General features: G+C 59.9%; 14 protein-coding genes. 6 read left to right on the forward strand and 8 right to left on the reverse strand.

Annotation, left to right across the window (positions count from 1 at the left end; all coding sequences use genetic code 11):
- Positions 1–105: 105 nt before the first annotated feature.
- The 4 genes from AC3YOG_RS05335 to AC3YOG_RS05350 all read right to left on the reverse strand — a co-directional run bounded on the left by AC3YOG_RS05335 (position 106) and on the right by AC3YOG_RS05350 (position 4888).
- Positions 106–1023, reverse strand: a complete 918-nt coding sequence (locus AC3YOG_RS05335; RefSeq protein ID WP_489934342.1) for an alpha/beta fold hydrolase — start codon at positions 1021–1023, stop codon at positions 106–108.
- Positions 1024–1113: 90 nt separating this feature from the next.
- Positions 1114–2667, reverse strand: coding sequence for a sugar ABC transporter ATP-binding protein (locus AC3YOG_RS05340; RefSeq protein ID WP_489934343.1), 1554 nt, complete (start codon positions 2665–2667; stop codon positions 1114–1116).
- A gap of 19 nt (positions 2668–2686) precedes the next feature.
- A complete protein-coding gene (locus tag AC3YOG_RS05345) occupies positions 2687–3778 on the reverse strand; it encodes a sugar ABC transporter substrate-binding protein (protein ID WP_489934344.1) in 1092 nt (363 codons plus the stop codon).
- Positions 3779–3862: 84 nt separating this feature from the next.
- Positions 3863–4888 (reverse strand): ABC transporter permease, encoded by a 1026-nt coding sequence (locus AC3YOG_RS05350; RefSeq protein WP_489934345.1) that lies wholly within the window; start codon positions 4886–4888, stop codon positions 3863–3865.
- Between the two features lie 195 nt (positions 4889–5083).
- Between AC3YOG_RS05350 and AC3YOG_RS05355 the strand changes: the two genes are divergently transcribed.
- On the forward strand, positions 5084–6229 hold the full coding sequence (locus AC3YOG_RS05355) for an ROK family transcriptional regulator (RefSeq protein WP_489934346.1): 1146 nt from the start codon (positions 5084–5086) through the stop codon (positions 6227–6229).
- A gap of 203 nt (positions 6230–6432) precedes the next feature.
- Here AC3YOG_RS05355 and AC3YOG_RS05360 read toward each other — a convergent pair whose 3' ends face one another.
- From AC3YOG_RS05360 to AC3YOG_RS05375, 4 genes are read right to left on the reverse strand one after another with little or no spacing between them, the layout of a single operon-like run.
- A complete protein-coding gene (locus AC3YOG_RS05360; RefSeq protein ID WP_489934347.1) occupies positions 6433–7521 on the reverse strand; it encodes a 4-oxalomesaconate tautomerase in 1089 nt (362 codons plus the stop codon).
- Positions 7514–8185 (reverse strand): 4-carboxy-4-hydroxy-2-oxoadipate aldolase/oxaloacetate decarboxylase, encoded by a 672-nt coding sequence (locus tag AC3YOG_RS05365; RefSeq protein WP_489934348.1) that lies wholly within the window; start codon positions 8183–8185, stop codon positions 7514–7516. Before AC3YOG_RS05365 ends, AC3YOG_RS05360 begins: the two co-directional genes overlap by 8 nt.
- A gap of 2 nt (positions 8186–8187) precedes the next feature.
- Positions 8188–9150 (reverse strand): VOC family protein, encoded by a 963-nt coding sequence (locus AC3YOG_RS05370; RefSeq protein WP_489934349.1) that lies wholly within the window; start codon positions 9148–9150, stop codon positions 8188–8190.
- Positions 9150–9884, reverse strand: coding sequence for a PIG-L deacetylase family protein (locus AC3YOG_RS05375; protein ID WP_489934350.1), 735 nt, complete (start codon positions 9882–9884; stop codon positions 9150–9152). Before AC3YOG_RS05375 ends, AC3YOG_RS05370 begins: the two co-directional genes overlap by 1 nt.
- A gap of 222 nt (positions 9885–10106) precedes the next feature.
- Here AC3YOG_RS05375 and AC3YOG_RS05380 point away from each other — a divergent pair, with 222 nt between their 5' ends.
- The 5 genes from AC3YOG_RS05380 to AC3YOG_RS05400 all read left to right on the forward strand — a co-directional run bounded on the left by AC3YOG_RS05380 (position 10107) and on the right by AC3YOG_RS05400 (position 15649).
- Entirely contained in the window at positions 10107–10970 is an 864-nt protein-coding gene (locus AC3YOG_RS05380) for an NAD(P)-dependent oxidoreductase (protein WP_489934351.1), read from the forward strand.
- Complete coding sequence (locus AC3YOG_RS05385; protein WP_489934352.1) at positions 10967–12136, forward strand: LysR family transcriptional regulator; 1170 nt, start codon at positions 10967–10969, stop codon at positions 12134–12136. Before AC3YOG_RS05380 ends, AC3YOG_RS05385 begins: the two co-directional genes overlap by 4 nt.
- A gap of 330 nt (positions 12137–12466) precedes the next feature.
- Entirely contained in the window at positions 12467–13102 is a 636-nt protein-coding gene (locus AC3YOG_RS05390) for a malonic semialdehyde reductase (protein WP_489934353.1), read from the forward strand.
- Between the two features lie 26 nt (positions 13103–13128).
- Positions 13129–14637, forward strand: coding sequence for an aldehyde dehydrogenase family protein (locus AC3YOG_RS05395; protein ID WP_489934354.1), 1509 nt, complete (start codon positions 13129–13131; stop codon positions 14635–14637).
- 40 nt (positions 14638–14677) lie between these two features.
- Complete coding sequence (locus AC3YOG_RS05400; RefSeq protein ID WP_489934355.1) at positions 14678–15649, forward strand: Bug family tripartite tricarboxylate transporter substrate binding protein; 972 nt, start codon at positions 14678–14680, stop codon at positions 15647–15649.
- The last annotated feature ends 38 nt before the right edge of the window (positions 15650–15687 follow it).

Here is a 15687-nt window from a genome sequence, read left to right on the forward strand (position 1 = left end):
ACACGTAGCAAGCCCGCGATCGAGAGCCTAATCTCCAGGCCGGTCCGAACGAGGCGACAATGTCGATCCTGTCATCTCTGCCTTAACTGCCGGTGCTGCTGCAGCTCAATCGCCACTTACGCCGCGTGCCTTTTGGAGGAACACTGATACCTGCGTTAACAGCTCGGGAGCATCGAATTCGGGGGTGGCGTGACCAGCATTTTCGACCAGCCGGAGCTGGATTTGCTCCTTGCCCGCAATCCTTGAAATCCGGTGGGCCAGCATGACTGAATGCTGGACCGGCACAATGGGGTCGCCCGGCGCATGGAGCAAAAAACTCGGCGGACAATGGGCGGTGACCCAAGTCTCTGGATTCGCGGCAATGACCATTCCCGGCACCGCCGACGGCGCCCCGCCCAACAGCCTGCCTTCGGGGCTCTGCGCCTCGTCATGGTCAGGCTCGCCGGCGCAGGTCTGGTGCAGGTAAAGGTCCATATCATCCAGTTTGGTCGGCCCGTAAAAGCTCACCAGCGCCTGGGTAGCGGAGGACGTGGCGTCGTTGCCCATCGAGAGGTCGTCAAACAGGGGAACGCCGTTAGTCATCGCGGCAAGAGCCGCTAGGTGACCACCTGCGGAGCAGCCCCAAATGGCAAAGAATGATCGGTCCAGACGATAGGGACCGGCGTTTGCCCGCAAATGCCGAATGGCTGCCTTGACGTCGTAGATCTGCGCCGGGAAGAAAGCTTCGCCTGAAAGTCGGTAGTTGATGGAAGCGATCGCAAAGCCATGGTCGCGCAAAGTCAGGGGCGCTGACACTTGGACATCTGACTTGTCGCACATCATCCACGCGCCGCCGTGGACGAATACGATCAGCGGCCAGCCGCCCGTCGGCGCGCTGCCGTCGGGCAGGTAGAGATCTAGCTTCTGGAAAGCGCTCGCATTCGCGTAGGCAATATCCATTTGTCGATTGGTGATGTGGGCTACATCCGCAGGCGGGAGGACAAATATTCCCTTTTCGTTATCAGGAGAATTGGGGTCGGGCATGGCTCAGGCTCCGCAATCTATCTTGTTGTTGTGTGGCGACAGCACCAATGTTCGGCAAGGCTCGATCTCGGCAGGGCGCGTACCCGCGCCCTATGCCGTTCGCCTATTGCGAGACCCGGCATTCATTAGTTCGAGCAAGGCAGGTGCAGTCAGGTCGGGCCCCGACAGCTCGCCGCAAATCGCACCGCGGTAGAAGACGAGGACGCGGTCGCACCCTTGGGCCAATTCTTCGAGGTCGGTAGAAAGATAGAGGGAGATTGTCCCCCGTGAGGCTGCTGCGCGCAGCAGAGCGTTTATCTCCTGGCGCGCGCCGATATCGACCCCCCGCGTCGGGTCGTCGAGCAGCAAGATGGTTGGATGAGAATCCATCCACTTGGCCAGGACCACCTTCTGCTGGTTCCCGCCCGACAGCGACCCAGCGCTCAGATGAACAGACGAAGTCCGCACCCCAAGCTCGCGTGCCAAGGCGGCGGCACGGTCCTGGAGCAATCTGCTATTCAGGAGCAGTCCGTCGCGGGCCATGCCGATCGACTGGACCTGGACAACATTCTCCCAGATCGGCTTGTCGAGCATCAGGCCCAGCTTGCGCCTATCGCCCGAGACATAGGCAACGCCACGATCAATGGCCTGCCGGAAGGACTGCGGCTTCGGGTGCCCGCCTGGCAGCTTTATGTCACCGCTGGTGATCTGGGTGAGCCCGGCAATTGTCGCCAATATCTGTTCTGGACCCGAACCGGCCAGTCCTGCCAGGCCGACAATCTCTCCCGCCGTGACCCGAAAACTAACATTCTTCAGACCACCCCGCGTGGTCAGGTCGGAAACGACAAGCGCTGGCGCATTGTGCGGCGCGCCGTTTCTTGGCACAGCACTGTGAGCGGGGGGGCTGGCCTTGGGTGTTGCCTCCTTGCCTGCCGTTTCCATCTTATCGCGGCCAAGCATCGTGGCGACGATAGTGTCAATAGTCAGGTCGACGAGCTTCCCACCGGCCAGAATGACGTGACCGTCACGCAGGATGGTCACCTCGTCACACAGGTTCATCACCTCTTCGAGGATGTGGGACACATAAACCACCGCGACGTGACGCTCGCGCAGAACACGAAGCACCTGGAGCAGCCTATCACTTGCCCCGGTTTCCAGTGCCGAGGTCGGCTCGTCGAGCAACACGACCCGGGGCTTGGAGACGAGCGCCTTGCCGATTTCGACCAGCTGCCTTTCGGCGAGCGAAAGGTCGGCGACCAGGGTATGAATTGGGCGCTCGAACCCCAATTCATCAAGAACCGGAATCGCCAGGTCACGCATCTTCGCACGATCTATGAAGGGGCCCCGACAGGGTTCGCGCATCGGGAAAAGATTGCTGAGAATGTCGAGATGCGGGAACAGACTGAGTTCCTGCGCAACCACGGCGACGCCGCTTGATACGGCGTCGGCCGTGCTGGTGAACTTCACTGCGCTTCCGTTGAGGTGCAAGGTACCCGCGTCGGGACGGATGGCACCGGTCATGATCTTGACCAGTGTCGATTTGCCGGCACCGTTCTCCCCAAGCAGAGCATGAACGCTGCCCGGCTTGACGGAGAAGTCGGCCCCATGGAGAGCGACGACGCCCCCATAGGTCTTGCGGATGCCTTTTGCCTCAAGCGCAATCATGTTCAACTGTCTCCGAGGATCATTGCGGCGGCCACGGACCCACGATGTACTTGTCCGTATTGGCAAGGATGTCATTGCCGACGGGTGCCAGAGCGGCGGCGACGCTGGCTTCGCTCTTCTGACGGGCAATGATCTCGTCGACGTTCTCGGCGCTCACCAATTCGCCCGGCACCAGCAGGAGCCCCTGGATCAGGTCTTCTCCGCTCAGTGCTGCATTGGCCAGTGCGCGGGTGGCGATATAGCCGCTGAGCCAGTGTCCCGGCGACATGATATAGTCTACCGCACCACTCTGGACCGCCTGCAGGTTGCCGGCCTCAAGATCGAATCCACCCGAGGGCAGGTCGAAATCGGCGCGCTGAGCAAGTAGACCCCATGCCGTCGCATCCTGCGCGCTGGGCGCAAGCACCGCCACGGCATCCGGATTGTTGTTCAGCAACCCCTGCCAGGCCGCATAGACCTCGGCTGAGGAGGCACTCACGCCATTGGTCGCAATCGGTCCTACGATCGTCAGATCTGGCCGCAGTTCCGTGATCTTGTCGATCATGCCTTGGGCGCGCATGTCGAGCGGAGGCACACCCACGCCGGTATTACCAATAATTACAGTACCCTTGGCGTCCGCCGGTACGAGCGCGAGCACCTTCTCGGCAAGTTGGGCGCCAATGCCCACATTATCGGCCGTGATGAATAGGCCAATGCCGGACCCATCAGGTGGCGGCGCATCGATGGCCACCATGGGGATGCCGGAACTGACCGCGTCCGTCGCCGGTCGCGTGACCGGCCCGGGGACCAGGCTCTGCAGCACGATGCCGTCAACCTGGGTCTGTGCGATTGGGCCGAACAGAGCCGACTGCCGCTGCGGATCACCCGTGTCCGGAGCAGCCGTCAATACGTTGATTACGGGATCGAGCCGGCCAACCGCCCGGCCGCCATTAGCCATCTGAACGAAGGCATCGGTCTTGGTTTCCCAATAGACGAAGCCGAGTTCAACCTGCTTGTCCTGAGCGAGCACTGCTCCGCTGGTGGCCATCGCCAGAGCCAGGCTCCCCGCCATGATGGTGGCTCGCCCAGCCGAGGCCCTCGTGATGCTCCTTGAGACTTGATTGTATGTCATTCCAACTCCTCCCTTTCCTTACCAGATGTGACGGCCGCCAGATCTTATGCCGGCAGACCGCGATGCTTCGTGTCGTACTGGTTACTAGCGTGCGATAGCGCGCCGTCGTTGCCGTTGAACCAGGCCGTCCACCGACACCGCGCCTAGGATGACGGCCCCAGTCGCGAACTGGGCCCAGGTCGCCGGGATCTGGAAATAGACGAGGCCGATAGACACCGCGGTCAGCAGGATTGCCCCAATCATCGCGCCAAAGACCGTGGCCTTGCCGCCCGCCAGCGGCGTACCGCCGATCACCGCGCCGGCGACGGCGAACAACTCAATGCCGCCGCCGCTTTGCGGGTCGCCAACGGTGAAAAATGTAAGGGCAATGATGCCCGCGATGCCCGCCATCAGCGCGGCAAGGACGAAGCCTATGGTCTTGGTGGTGCGGATGGGAATGCCGGAAAAGGCGGCCGCGTCCTCATTGGAGCCGATCTGGCGCAAACGGTAGCCGAAGGGCGTGCTGCGCATCACCACCGTGAGGACAATGCAGGCCGCGACCAGGAAAAGCACCGAGACGGGAATTCCGGCTAACTTGCCGCCGCCTAAAACCTCAAACAGCGGGTCTGACATGGGCAGGCCAGTCACCTGGGTACCGTTGGCGAGGGCCAGCGCCAAGCCGCGCAACATCCAGCCCATGGCCAGGGTGCCGATCAAAGACGGAATGCCGATAACCTGGCTGGTAAAGGCGTTGATCAGGCCGACGAGCATGGCCACCAAAAGCGATACGCCCACCGCCAGCCAGGGGTTTAGCCCGGCCCGCATCAACAGGGCTGCGACGATGCCCGTGAGGATGTAGTTGCCACCCACGGATAGATCGATTTCGTTCTGAGGGATAAGAAAAACTAGGCCGGCGGCGATCAGGGCCGCATAGACCGAACTTTGGACGACGTTGACCAGCTGGCCGGGCGCCAGAAAATTCGGATGAAAGAACCCGACGATCGCCACCACGGCCACCAGGGCGAATACGGCGCTGGACCAATCGGCCGTTGCCAAGCGCTGGATCGACCATGGTTGCCGCGCCGCCAGTTTGACCCGGATGCTCGACTGTTCCTGTGGCTCGACGGCCATGTATCCTCCTTGAGCCGCTGCACGCCATGTTGCCAGAAGCGGTAGCGTCCTCCGCCCGAGCGCCCGTATACCTCACCGAGTGCCCAGCGCGCGCTTGCCTGCGCCATAGTGTTCTGCGATCTTAACCGTCACTTTTAGTTCCATATGGAACCAAACAGCAGCACAGAAGCACAGTCAATCTATATTGTGATCCAAATGAAACATTATGAACTGAGCAAGAACGAGCAGCTGATCTTGCGTCTTCTCCGCGTTCAGGGCGCCCAGACCGCCTCGGATCTTGCCCGCAAGAGCGGTCTGGGGAAGGCGACGATTTCGCGGGTGGTGGCTCGGCTGCGCGAGGGCGGGATTGTAGAGGATTTCGGTCTGGCTTTGCAGAAGGGCGGGCGGGGTCGTGCCGGAACGCCGCTACATATTCGTTTGGAAAGCGAGCTATACCTAGGGCTGCACCTGCGTTCCAATGGGATCGAGGCGGTACTGACCAATGTTGCCCGCGAAGTATTGCATCACGGGAGCTTCGATACGAGCTATCCCCCAGACCGGCAGGCCCGGTTGGCGCTGTTGGTCGATGCCTGCCATGAGACGATCGAGAACGCGGGTCGAAGCCGGTCGCGCCTCTGCGGCGTCGGCATCGCCTTACCTGCCCCCGTGCACCCCGTCACCCAGGAAATCGGTTATTCCGTCCGCACTCCCCAATGGCAGGGCGCGGGTTTCGCCGATGAAATCGCCGGTATGCTGGGCGTCCCTGTCGTTGTGGAAAATGACTCAAATTGCGCGGCAATGTTCGAGATTGCAGTGAGCAATCAACAGCACGGCAAGAGCTTTGCCTATATCCACCTTGATCGTGGCGTCGGCGGCGCGCTGGTTCTCAATGGTGCCGTCTGGCGCGGTTCGACCGGCAGGGCGGGTAATTTTGGCCATATGCCCTACGACCCGGAGGGGGACTTCTGCCGGTGCGGTGGACGCGGCTGTTACGAGAAATATGTCTCACTACCTGCACTATTGGCTCGAGTGGAGCCCGTCTGTGGCACCATCGACTTCCGGCAACTGCTCAGCCGACTCAAGCAGGGTGACCACGCCGTATCCCGGGTGGTGGAGGAAACCGGGCTCATTCTTGGCACGCTAATGGCCAGTCTATCGCGCTCGATTGATCCGCCTGCCTTTGTGCTCGGGGGGAGACTGGCCGAAGCGGGCAGCCCTCTGCTGGATGCGGCTCGGACGAGATTAAGCTCTCTCAATAGGTCTGCAGGCAGCGTTCACTGCAGCTCTGTGGCCCCCGAGCAGGCCTCCAAAACCACCGCAATCGGGGCCGCAACAATGCTCCTACAAGGCGACCTGCAGTAAGTTACACTTCCAACAGCATTTCAGTCGGCTCCTTCTCTTCACGCCGTGCGGTACACCGTCGCTGACCGACTTCCGCCGCTCGTTGGAGGGACTCTGGAACCGCAAGTCTGCAGCAGGCGCTAACAAGGTCGGCGGTCTCTTGAGGGCGTTAGTTCCCATTCTGCTAAGCTCTGGCAGAGAAGGCAAAGCATCATTGTGGATACTCAAATTTCTCTTGATAGTTGCTCTATTTGATTTTCGCGCGGAAAAACTAGGCCATCAAATAGTTTACGGGCCGTGCGTATATTGCCAGCTCCAAGAACGACGTTGCCGGCGCCCATCTCCAGGAAGACTTCAACGGCGCCAGTCGGGTGTTCTACTTGGAAACGGCCGTCTGCAGGAGTTGTCGCTAGAGGCCGGGATACACTCCCCTCCAGCAGGCAGGAAGTGGCGACTGTCACTGCTGCAAACACGCCTATGCCAGCATGAACCCGGTGTGGGATAAGGCTACGAGTATTGATCGCCCCACCCGCCGCCGGTGCTGAAACAAGGGTCATCTTCGGAACCGACGCCTCTTTGACGTCGCCGAGGTTCATCAAGGGACCCGCCGCTAAGCGGATAGCCTCCAGCCTTGCCTTGAGTAACGTATTGGACTCGAGCTCTTGGCGGGTTTCTGTGCCCGTCAGCCCGAAGTCTGCCGCTCGCATGATCACGCATGGCATGCCGTTGTCGATGAGCGTGCACTCGGTTCCTTCAACGACATCGAGAGGTCGGCCGGTGGGGAGAAGGTCTCCGCACATCGAGCCGGCGATGTTCTGGAACATTAGCGGTACGGCGGCGTGCGAGCCGGGGACCCCGTCGATCGTTGCTGCGCCCCGGTAGGCAACCCGGCCTGCAGGTGTGGCTATATTGGCGACAGCAATTTCGCCAGAATTGAGCATGTGGATACGCACTCGGGTCATATCCCCCGAGACGGTGACCAAACCCCGCTCGATCGCTGCAGGGCCGACAGCTGCAAGAATATTCCCGCATCCCTGTGCATCCGATACTACAGCCTGGTCAACGAACACTTGCAGAAACAGGTAGTCGACGTCAGCGTCAGGACGGCTCGATGGCGAGAGGACGGCCACTTTGGAGGTCAACGGGTCCGCCCCACCGATGCCATCGATCTGGCGCGGATCTGGACTGCCCATAATGCGCAGGAGCAGTCCGTCGCGGGCTGCGGGGTCGCGGGGCAGGTCCGAAGCAAGGAAGTATGCCCCCTTAGAGGTGCCGCCTCGCATCCAAAGGCATGGAATACCCTCCTCAGACATATTTAAGCCCTTTGCCAGCGAGGCTGTCTCGCATGCCGTAGATGTCGAGCCCCAGTTCACCGGCGGCCAGGCGCTGGCGCTTGCTATCCTCGTTGACCAAGCGCTTGTTGGCAGCAGCGAGCACCGCGTCGGCTTCTTCGCGGCGGACGACGACGACACCATCATCATCGGCGACCACAACATCGCCGGCTTCTATATACGCACCCGCGCACACAACCGGCACGTTTACCGAACCCGGACTTTCCTTGACCGTACCTTGGGCAGAGATCGCCTTAGACCAAACTGGAAAGCCCATGCGCGTCAAATCGCGTATGTCGCGCACGCCGGCGTCGATGATCAGGCCGCAACAGCCACGCGCCATCGCTGATGTGGCAAGAAGATCGCCAAAATAGCCGTTGTCGCATGGAGAAGTAGGCGCGAGCACCAGTAGATCGCCGCTCTTAAGCTGCTCAATGGCCACATGCAGCATCCAGTTGTCGCCCGGAGGCGCCGAGATTGTAACCGCGGATCCGGCAATCTGAGCACCAGAATAGATTGGGCGCATATAGCTGGCGAGCATACCCTTGCGGCCCTGGGCCTCGTGCACTGTTGCAACCCCCGCAGCAGCCAGTCCCGCAACAGTTTTAGCCGACGGGCGGGTGATATTCTGAATGACGATAGCCATGGTCAGTGTCCTTTCTGCGACACAGGTGGCGTGCCATGCGTGTGGAAGGTTTCAATGGTCTTTAGGCCCCAAGCCTGGCCCTTCTTGCGTTCCGCTTCAGTCCAGACCACAGGCTCCCAATCAGGTGCCAGGATGAGACGAGCGCCGGAGTTTGCCAGTTCCACTCGGTTGCCCGCCGGCTCCCAGATGTACAGAAAGAACGTGCCCTGGATGGCGTGTTTGTGCGGACCGGTTTCGATAAAAATGCCGTTCTCGAGAAATATGTCGGCGGCGCGTAAAATGTCCTCACGGGTATCTGTGGCATAGGTCACGTGGTGGAACCGTCCGTGACCACCGCCATGTTCTTCAGTGCAGGCTAGATCGTAGGTCTTGTTGTTGACGGTGAACCAGCAGCCGCCGGTCCGGCCATTGTCCAACTGGATCATCTCGGTCACCCGGCTGCCGAGGCAGGTCTGCATAAAACGGCGGAACTCGTTAACATCGGCAGCAAGCAGGTTGAGATGGTCCAGCCGGCGGGGGCTGGCGCCCCGTCCATGGTAGCGCTGTGCCAGGTTCTTGAGCTTTGGGCGCTCTTGCTCGAGCGGGACATAGCGCACGCTGTCCCAATAGACTTCGAATATGTGACCAAAGGAGTCCTCAAAGCGGAAAGCCCTCCCATGACCGAGGTCTCCCTCCACCCAGCCCAGAACCTTGAAGTCGCTGGCCTCAACCGCGGCGACCCTACGCAATAGCGCCGCTTCCGAACTAGCGCGGTAGGCGATATGACCGACACCTGTAGTGTGATGGCGTGTAAGCTTAAGGGTGTGGAACTCGTAGTCGTCCCAGGCCCGCAGATAGGCGCAGTTCTCATCCTGTGCTGAAACAGAGAGCCCATATACGTGGGTGAAGAACTGCAGGCTCTCCTCGTATTTGTCACTGTAGAGTTCAACATGCGCAAGATGCGCGATATCAAAGCAGGGCTCCATCAAAGTTCATCCACGGTACGAGGGAAGACGGACTGATACCCTTCGGCATATTGGGCTGCCCGTCCACCCGATTGACCGCCGGAATTGCGCTGAAAGTGGTTGGCGCGATTCTGTGCGACCCGGGTATAGAACTCCCAGAGATGTTCCTGGCCTTCCATGCATTCGATAGCGGCACGCTTCTTGTCCCAGACTTCGGTGATGTCCAGAAACACGTCTGGCTTCCAGCCCATCTGCTCGGTCTGATGCGGCTCGAAGAGGTAAAGCTGAGGCGCCCCGAGCACCTTGTCGCCCGGCTTGTGGCCCCAGGCCTGCGCGATCATGCGGGTTTCGAGGGTTACCTGCGTCGCATACATGTGATCGGTGTTGTAGGGGTCATATAGAGAATGGCTCAGCATAAACGCGGGCTGTACCCCTCGGATCACGTCGACGAGGCGGAACTTGTCGTCATCGCTCAGGCGTAGCGGGTAGTCACCAAGATCGAAGCTGACGAGGTCGTGCACTCCAAGGGCCACAGCAGCGCGCTCTGCTTCATTCCGGCGGGCAAATTTGACGCCCTCCAGCGTCGTCCCTGCCTGTTTCCAAAGCTTGGCCGATTCGCCACGTTCCCCAAAGGAAAGGCAAACGACGGTAACCTCGTAACCTTTTGCTGCGTGCAACGCGATCGCACCCCCGCAGCGCCAAACGAAGTCAGCTGCATGCGCACTGATTACAAGTGCAGATTTGCGGTCGCTCACAATTGCCTCCAAGCCGGGATGAACTGCCTTTGTCTCGGGCTTTTCCCTGCCAAATCCAAATCCAAAGAGTAGCAAATCGATAAGGCCGGGCTATAGTGGCGTTGGCTCATCATCTTGAGCGGCGTTCCGAGCCAAGTATAAGCCCACGTTATCAGGCCGGTGCCGTTCGGATTTGTGCGGGCAAGAAAACGCGTGTTTGCTGATGGCCCGAAGGGGGTAATTATGGTCACAGTTGCAGTGGTTGGGTTTGGGGAGGCGGGGCAGGCCTTTACTCGGGGCTGGCAACTCGGCCCCTCCCGGGTGCGAGTCTATGACATCAAAACGCGCGACCCGGCCTACGCCGCAGACATATTGGACGCATACGGGCGCTGCTCGGTTCAAGGCGGGTCAGAGCCGGATGCGGTTTTAAAGGGAGCGGAAACCATATTTTGCCTGGTTCCCACGGACCAGGCCGCTTTGGCCGCCGAGGAGTTGGGACGTCACCTAGACCGCGGGGCTCTGTGGATCGATGGCTCTTCAAGCGCACCAAGCACAAAACGGGCGGCGGCCGACAAGATTACCGGCTGGGGGGCGCGTTATGTTGATATGGCAATCATGGCCCCAGTGCTGCCGAAGCTGCATCGCACTCCAGTTCTGCTGTCCGGCGAGGCCGCAAACGAAGCCGCTGGACGACTGCAGACCTTGGGCATGGATGCGACGGTGGTGGGTAGTGATATCGGCCATGCATCCTCAGTGAAGATGCTACGCTCCATAATGATTAAGGGCATGGAGGCGCTCACCGCCGAATGCTTTCTCGCCGCTCGCAAAGCGGGCGTCGAGCACCTGGTGCTGGAGTCGCTGACCAAGTCTGGCGAGATCGCCGATTGGCGCGAGCGCACATCCTACAATCTTAAAAGAATGCTTGAACACGGCGCCCGTCGTGCGGCCGAAATGCGCGAGGTCGCTGTAACATTGCAGGACATGGAGATGCCCCACTGGATGGCTTCGGCGACGGCGCAGTGGCAGGATCTGCTGGGCGGGCTTGAAAATCCAGGTGCCCATGATTTCGAGCGCATCGTCGACGAGTTGCTGGCTAACATGAAGTGAGGGCAAACCTTCGTCATCTCCGCGCCTTTCTGGCCGTTGCAGACCACGGATCGATAACTAGGGCCGCCGAGCTTTGTTTTGTATCCCAGCCCGCGGTTACGCAGACTATTCGCAAGCTTGAATTACTGGCTGGCATGCCATTGTTCTTGCGTACCCAGCAGGGCCTGTTCGTAACAAAGGCGGGTGAAGTACTGGCGGCGCGGGTTCGTCGAGCCTTTGGTATGCTTGATCCTGCGCTAGACGAGCTGTCTTCACGGATCACATCAACTGCTACGGCAGCACAGCTCGTGGCCTTGGTCGCGGTGGTGGAAACTCAGAATTTCACCTTGGCCGCCCGCCGCTTGCATCTGGCTCAGCCAACAGTTCATCGGGCCGTCACTGATCTCGAGCAAGGAGCAGGCCGCCGATTGTTCGAGCGCACCGCGCAGGGGATGGTAGCCACCCGAGTTGCCGAAGCCCTGGCACGCGCTGCTCAGCTGGCGTTTGCCGAATTGGACCAAGGAGAGGCTGATCTGGCCGATCTGCTTGGCAAGGAAGTGGGGCGGATTGTGATCGGCGCAATGCCCTTGTCCAGGGCCTATATTCTTGCGCGCGCCATCGCACGATTTCGGAAGCGGTGGCCGACGCTGCCGATAAGGGCTGTTGAAGGTCCCTATGACGATCTGATAGCCGGATTACGACGGGGCGAAGTGGACTTCCTAGTTGGAGCATTGAGGCAGCCGGCCCCCATCGGTGACATCGTTCAGGAAGAACTTTTCGAGGACGAGTTGGTGGTTGTCTGCGGCACGCATCACCCGCTGCTACAGGCAAGTGACCGTGCACTCGAAAAGCTCGCCGCGTTTCCGTGGATTGTTGCCCCGGCCAGCACGCCGACGCGACAGCAGTTCGAGCGTATATTCGAGAAACTAGGTACGCCAGGCCCGAAAAGTCTTGTCGAGACGGGATCGATGGTTCTGATGCGCGAGCTGCTGACGATTTCCAACCACTTGGGCTTCATCTCTGGACTGCAGATTGAGTCAGACCTGAAACTTGGCGCAGTCGCACGCCTCCCGGTCCGGATTGAGGGTACCGCACGACCCATCGGGCTGAGCATGCGTGAAGGGTGGCTGCCAACACGGGCCCAGCGAGAGTTCATTGAGGACCTTAGGGCCGCCGTCGCCCTATAGTTGCGGACTATTTCGGCGTTCCCAGCAAAAAACCGTCAAGTGGAGGCGTGCTGTCTCGCCATGCATCGAAGGCCCGCTCTCGGCTCGCGCTACTACCTGCTTCATTGCTGCTGGATGAATGACCGGAACGGACACTAGGCCGCGTGCCACCTGGGTCTCTGAAGCGGACGGTTGTCGCCGCGGTGTTCCCGAGCGAGATGGTGCTGCTATCTGCGGTATAGCCTTCACTTATGGGGAGGCGCAGCCTTATGAATTGCTCGCCATAGAATTTGTGAGCACTGTTACCAAGGCCGGCCGGTAACAGCGAACGGCGTAATAGCACCTCAAACTATGAACAAGCTCTATGTAAGGCGGTCTACGTTGGACGGGCAAATCGAGCAGGACTATAATTCCGTTTATCTTAGCCGGGTCTTCCTCGACGCTAGAACGCACTACTCGTTCCAGCAGCGAGACGTTCCTGATGCGCTGCTGCGGGAGATATACAACATCGCCAAATATGCCCCGACCAGCGGCAATGGCAACCCGATGCGTGTGGTGTTTGTCAAGTCAGCGGCGGGTAAGGAACGCCTGTTGCGCGGTGTTAAGCCGGGCAACGTCGTCAAGGTGGAATCGGCCCCGGTAACTGCCGTTCTCGGTTTCGATAGGGCGTTCTACGAGCACTTCGACCTGCTGGCGCCTCATGCATTGGACAAGCAGGCAGGCTATATCAACGATCCGGATCTAGCCTACCGAGCGGCATTCCGGAACGGAACACTGCAGGGTGCCTACTTGATTTTGGCTGCCCGTGCATGCGGGCTCGACTGCGGCCCAATGTCCGGGTTCTTCCACGACATCGTGGACGAGGAATTCTTTCCCGATGGGCGGGTGAAGTCCAACTTCCTGATAAACCTCGGATATGGCGACATGAGCAAATTGCGCCCGCGCGGCGCCCGGTTCCTGTTCGAACAGGTTTGCCAGATCGTCTAGCGGCAACGTAATTCGGAGACAAGTACATGAACGAGATGCATAGCCCTGTGCTCAGCGATGGGATGGGAGCCGCCAAGGCGGTTTTCCCCGCCAACCGATCGCTGTTTGTGGCTGGGGCCTGGCGTAATTCAACTTCGAAACGGGTGATTGAAGTTAGTAACCCAGCCACGGGGGACTCGCTCGGAAACGTGCCCGACGCCAGCGTCGAGGACGTCGACAATGCAGTTCGGGAAGCGGCTGCGGCATACCAGCGTTGGCGCAGGGTGCCGCCAGCTGACCGTGCCAAGCTGCTGCGCCGAATTGCCGTTATCATCAGGCAGAACGCAGACGACCTAGCCCTCTTGGATGCCATCGACGGCGGCATGCCAGTGCATGAGGCGATGCGAGACGTGCAGAATGCGGCCGCGCAGTTTGAGTTCTTCGCCGGCCTCGTAACCGAGATGAAGGGCGGGTCAGTTCCCATGGGTCCGGACTCCGTGAACTTCTCGGTGCGTGAGCCTCGAGGCGTGGTGGGACGAATTATTCCGTTCAATCATCCCTTCATGTTCGCCGCAGCCAAGTCTGCCGCGCCCTTAGCGGCTGGCAACACTGTGATCGTGAAGCCGCCTGAGCAGGCCCCGCTCAGTGCGCTGCGCTTTGCTGAACTCATTGCGGATGTATTGCCGCCGGGTTGTTTCAGTGTAGTGACCGGCGGTCGCGACACGGGTGCTGCGCTCTCAACGCATCCGGAAGTCGCGATGATTTCACTGATTGGTAGTGTCGCTGCAGGACGGGCCGTTATGCGCGCTGCATCGAACAGCCTCAAGCCGGTTCTGCTTGAACTAGGTGGCAAAAACGCCCTTATCGCCATGCCTGACGCCGATCCCGAAGAAGTCGCTTCCGCTATGGTCGCGGGCATGAACTTCACTTGGTGCGGACAGTCATGCGGGTCGACTAGCCGCGCCTTTTTGCATGAAGCAATCCACGACGAAGTAGTTCGCATTGCCAAGCAAAAGATTGCTGCATTCACCCCCGGAGATCCCACCGATCCGGCCACCACCATGGGGGCGATGATAACTGCCGAGCACATGCAGCGGTCGCTTGACTTTATCGCGTCAGCGCACAGCGAAGGCGCGATCCTTGCTTGTGGCGGCTCGCGCCCGAGCGACCCTGCACTGGCCGGCGGAAACTTCCTCCAACCCACCATGTTCACCGGTGTCACGCAGGCAATGCGCCTGGCGTCCGAGGAGGTGTTTGGGCCCGTGCTCGCCGTTCTTCAATGGTCCGACGAGGCGGCCATGTTAGCGGACGTCAATCGCTTGGAATATGGCCTCACCTGCTCCATCTGGACGAACGACGTTCGTCATGCCCACCGTCTCGCAGCGGATGTGCAGGCCGGTTACGTCTGGATCAACGAAGTATCCCGCCACCTGCTGGGCACGCCCTTCGGAGGCTACAAGCAATCAGGGGTGGGTCGTGAGGAGTGTATAGAAGAGCTAATCAGCTACACCCAAGAAAAGCATATCCACGTCAATCTAAAACGACCCGCGCGATAGGGTGAATTTATCAAACAACAACTAAGTGGGAGGAAATTATATGAACGTGTTGCATCGCAGGTTGATTAGCGGGAGTGGCGTGGCGGTTATGGCCCTGGCACTGATGTCTGGCGTGGCCTTGGGGCAGGGCGCCTATCCGGATCGGCAAGTTACCATCGTAGTCGGATTTGCCGCAGGCGGCTTCGCCGACTCCTACACGCGTATCTTGGGGGAGGAACTTGCCAAGCGCTGGGGGGTGCCTGTGGTGATCGAAAACACGGCGGGTGCAGGCGGTAACACTGCCGCTTCATTCGTGCGCAGCCAGGAAGCGGATGGCTATACTATTTTAGCCACTACCACTGCTATCGCTATAAACCAGTCGTTGTATGACAATCTCGACTACACGACGGAGGATTTCAAGGCGGTGGCGGTTCCGGCTTCTTCCCCTGAGTCCATCGCCGTCCATCCGTCTAAACCGGGCACGCTGCAGGCGTTCCTGGACGAGTTCAAGGATCGCGAGTTCACCTTCGCTACGGCCGGTGTAGGGTCTGGATCCCACATTGCGACCGAATACTTCTTCAAAGTGTTGGCAGGCGCCAAGCCAGTGCATGTCCCATTCCGCGGCGGTGCTCTTTCGGTTCAGGCGGCGTTGGGCAATCAGGTTGACGTGGTTGCCTCGTCCTTCGGAGTGACACCTCAAGTTGTTGAAGGCGCGCTTGTAGGGCTCGCAGTAGCCAGCAAGGACCGGAACCCGATGATGGCGGATGTGCCCACCTACACAGAGTCGGGCTTCCCTTACGAAGCAGAGTCCTGGGTGGGGTTCTTTGTTCCCTCAGACGTGCCGGATGACGTGGCAGAAACGCTCAACACCGCGATCAACGACATCCAGGCCGATCCAGCCATGACAGAACGCCTGTCCGGCCTTGGTTTTGTTCTTCATGCCCGTGATGCTGTCGAAGCGCAGACCTATGTTGGCGAGGAAGTCAAGAAATGGGCAGCCATGGTCGAGGCTATCGGCGTTACTGTCGAGTAAGGCCCTCTGTTTGGGACGGACATCAGTCCGTCCCATAA

It is taken from the genome of Devosia sp. Z6_126 (assembly GCF_058133495.1).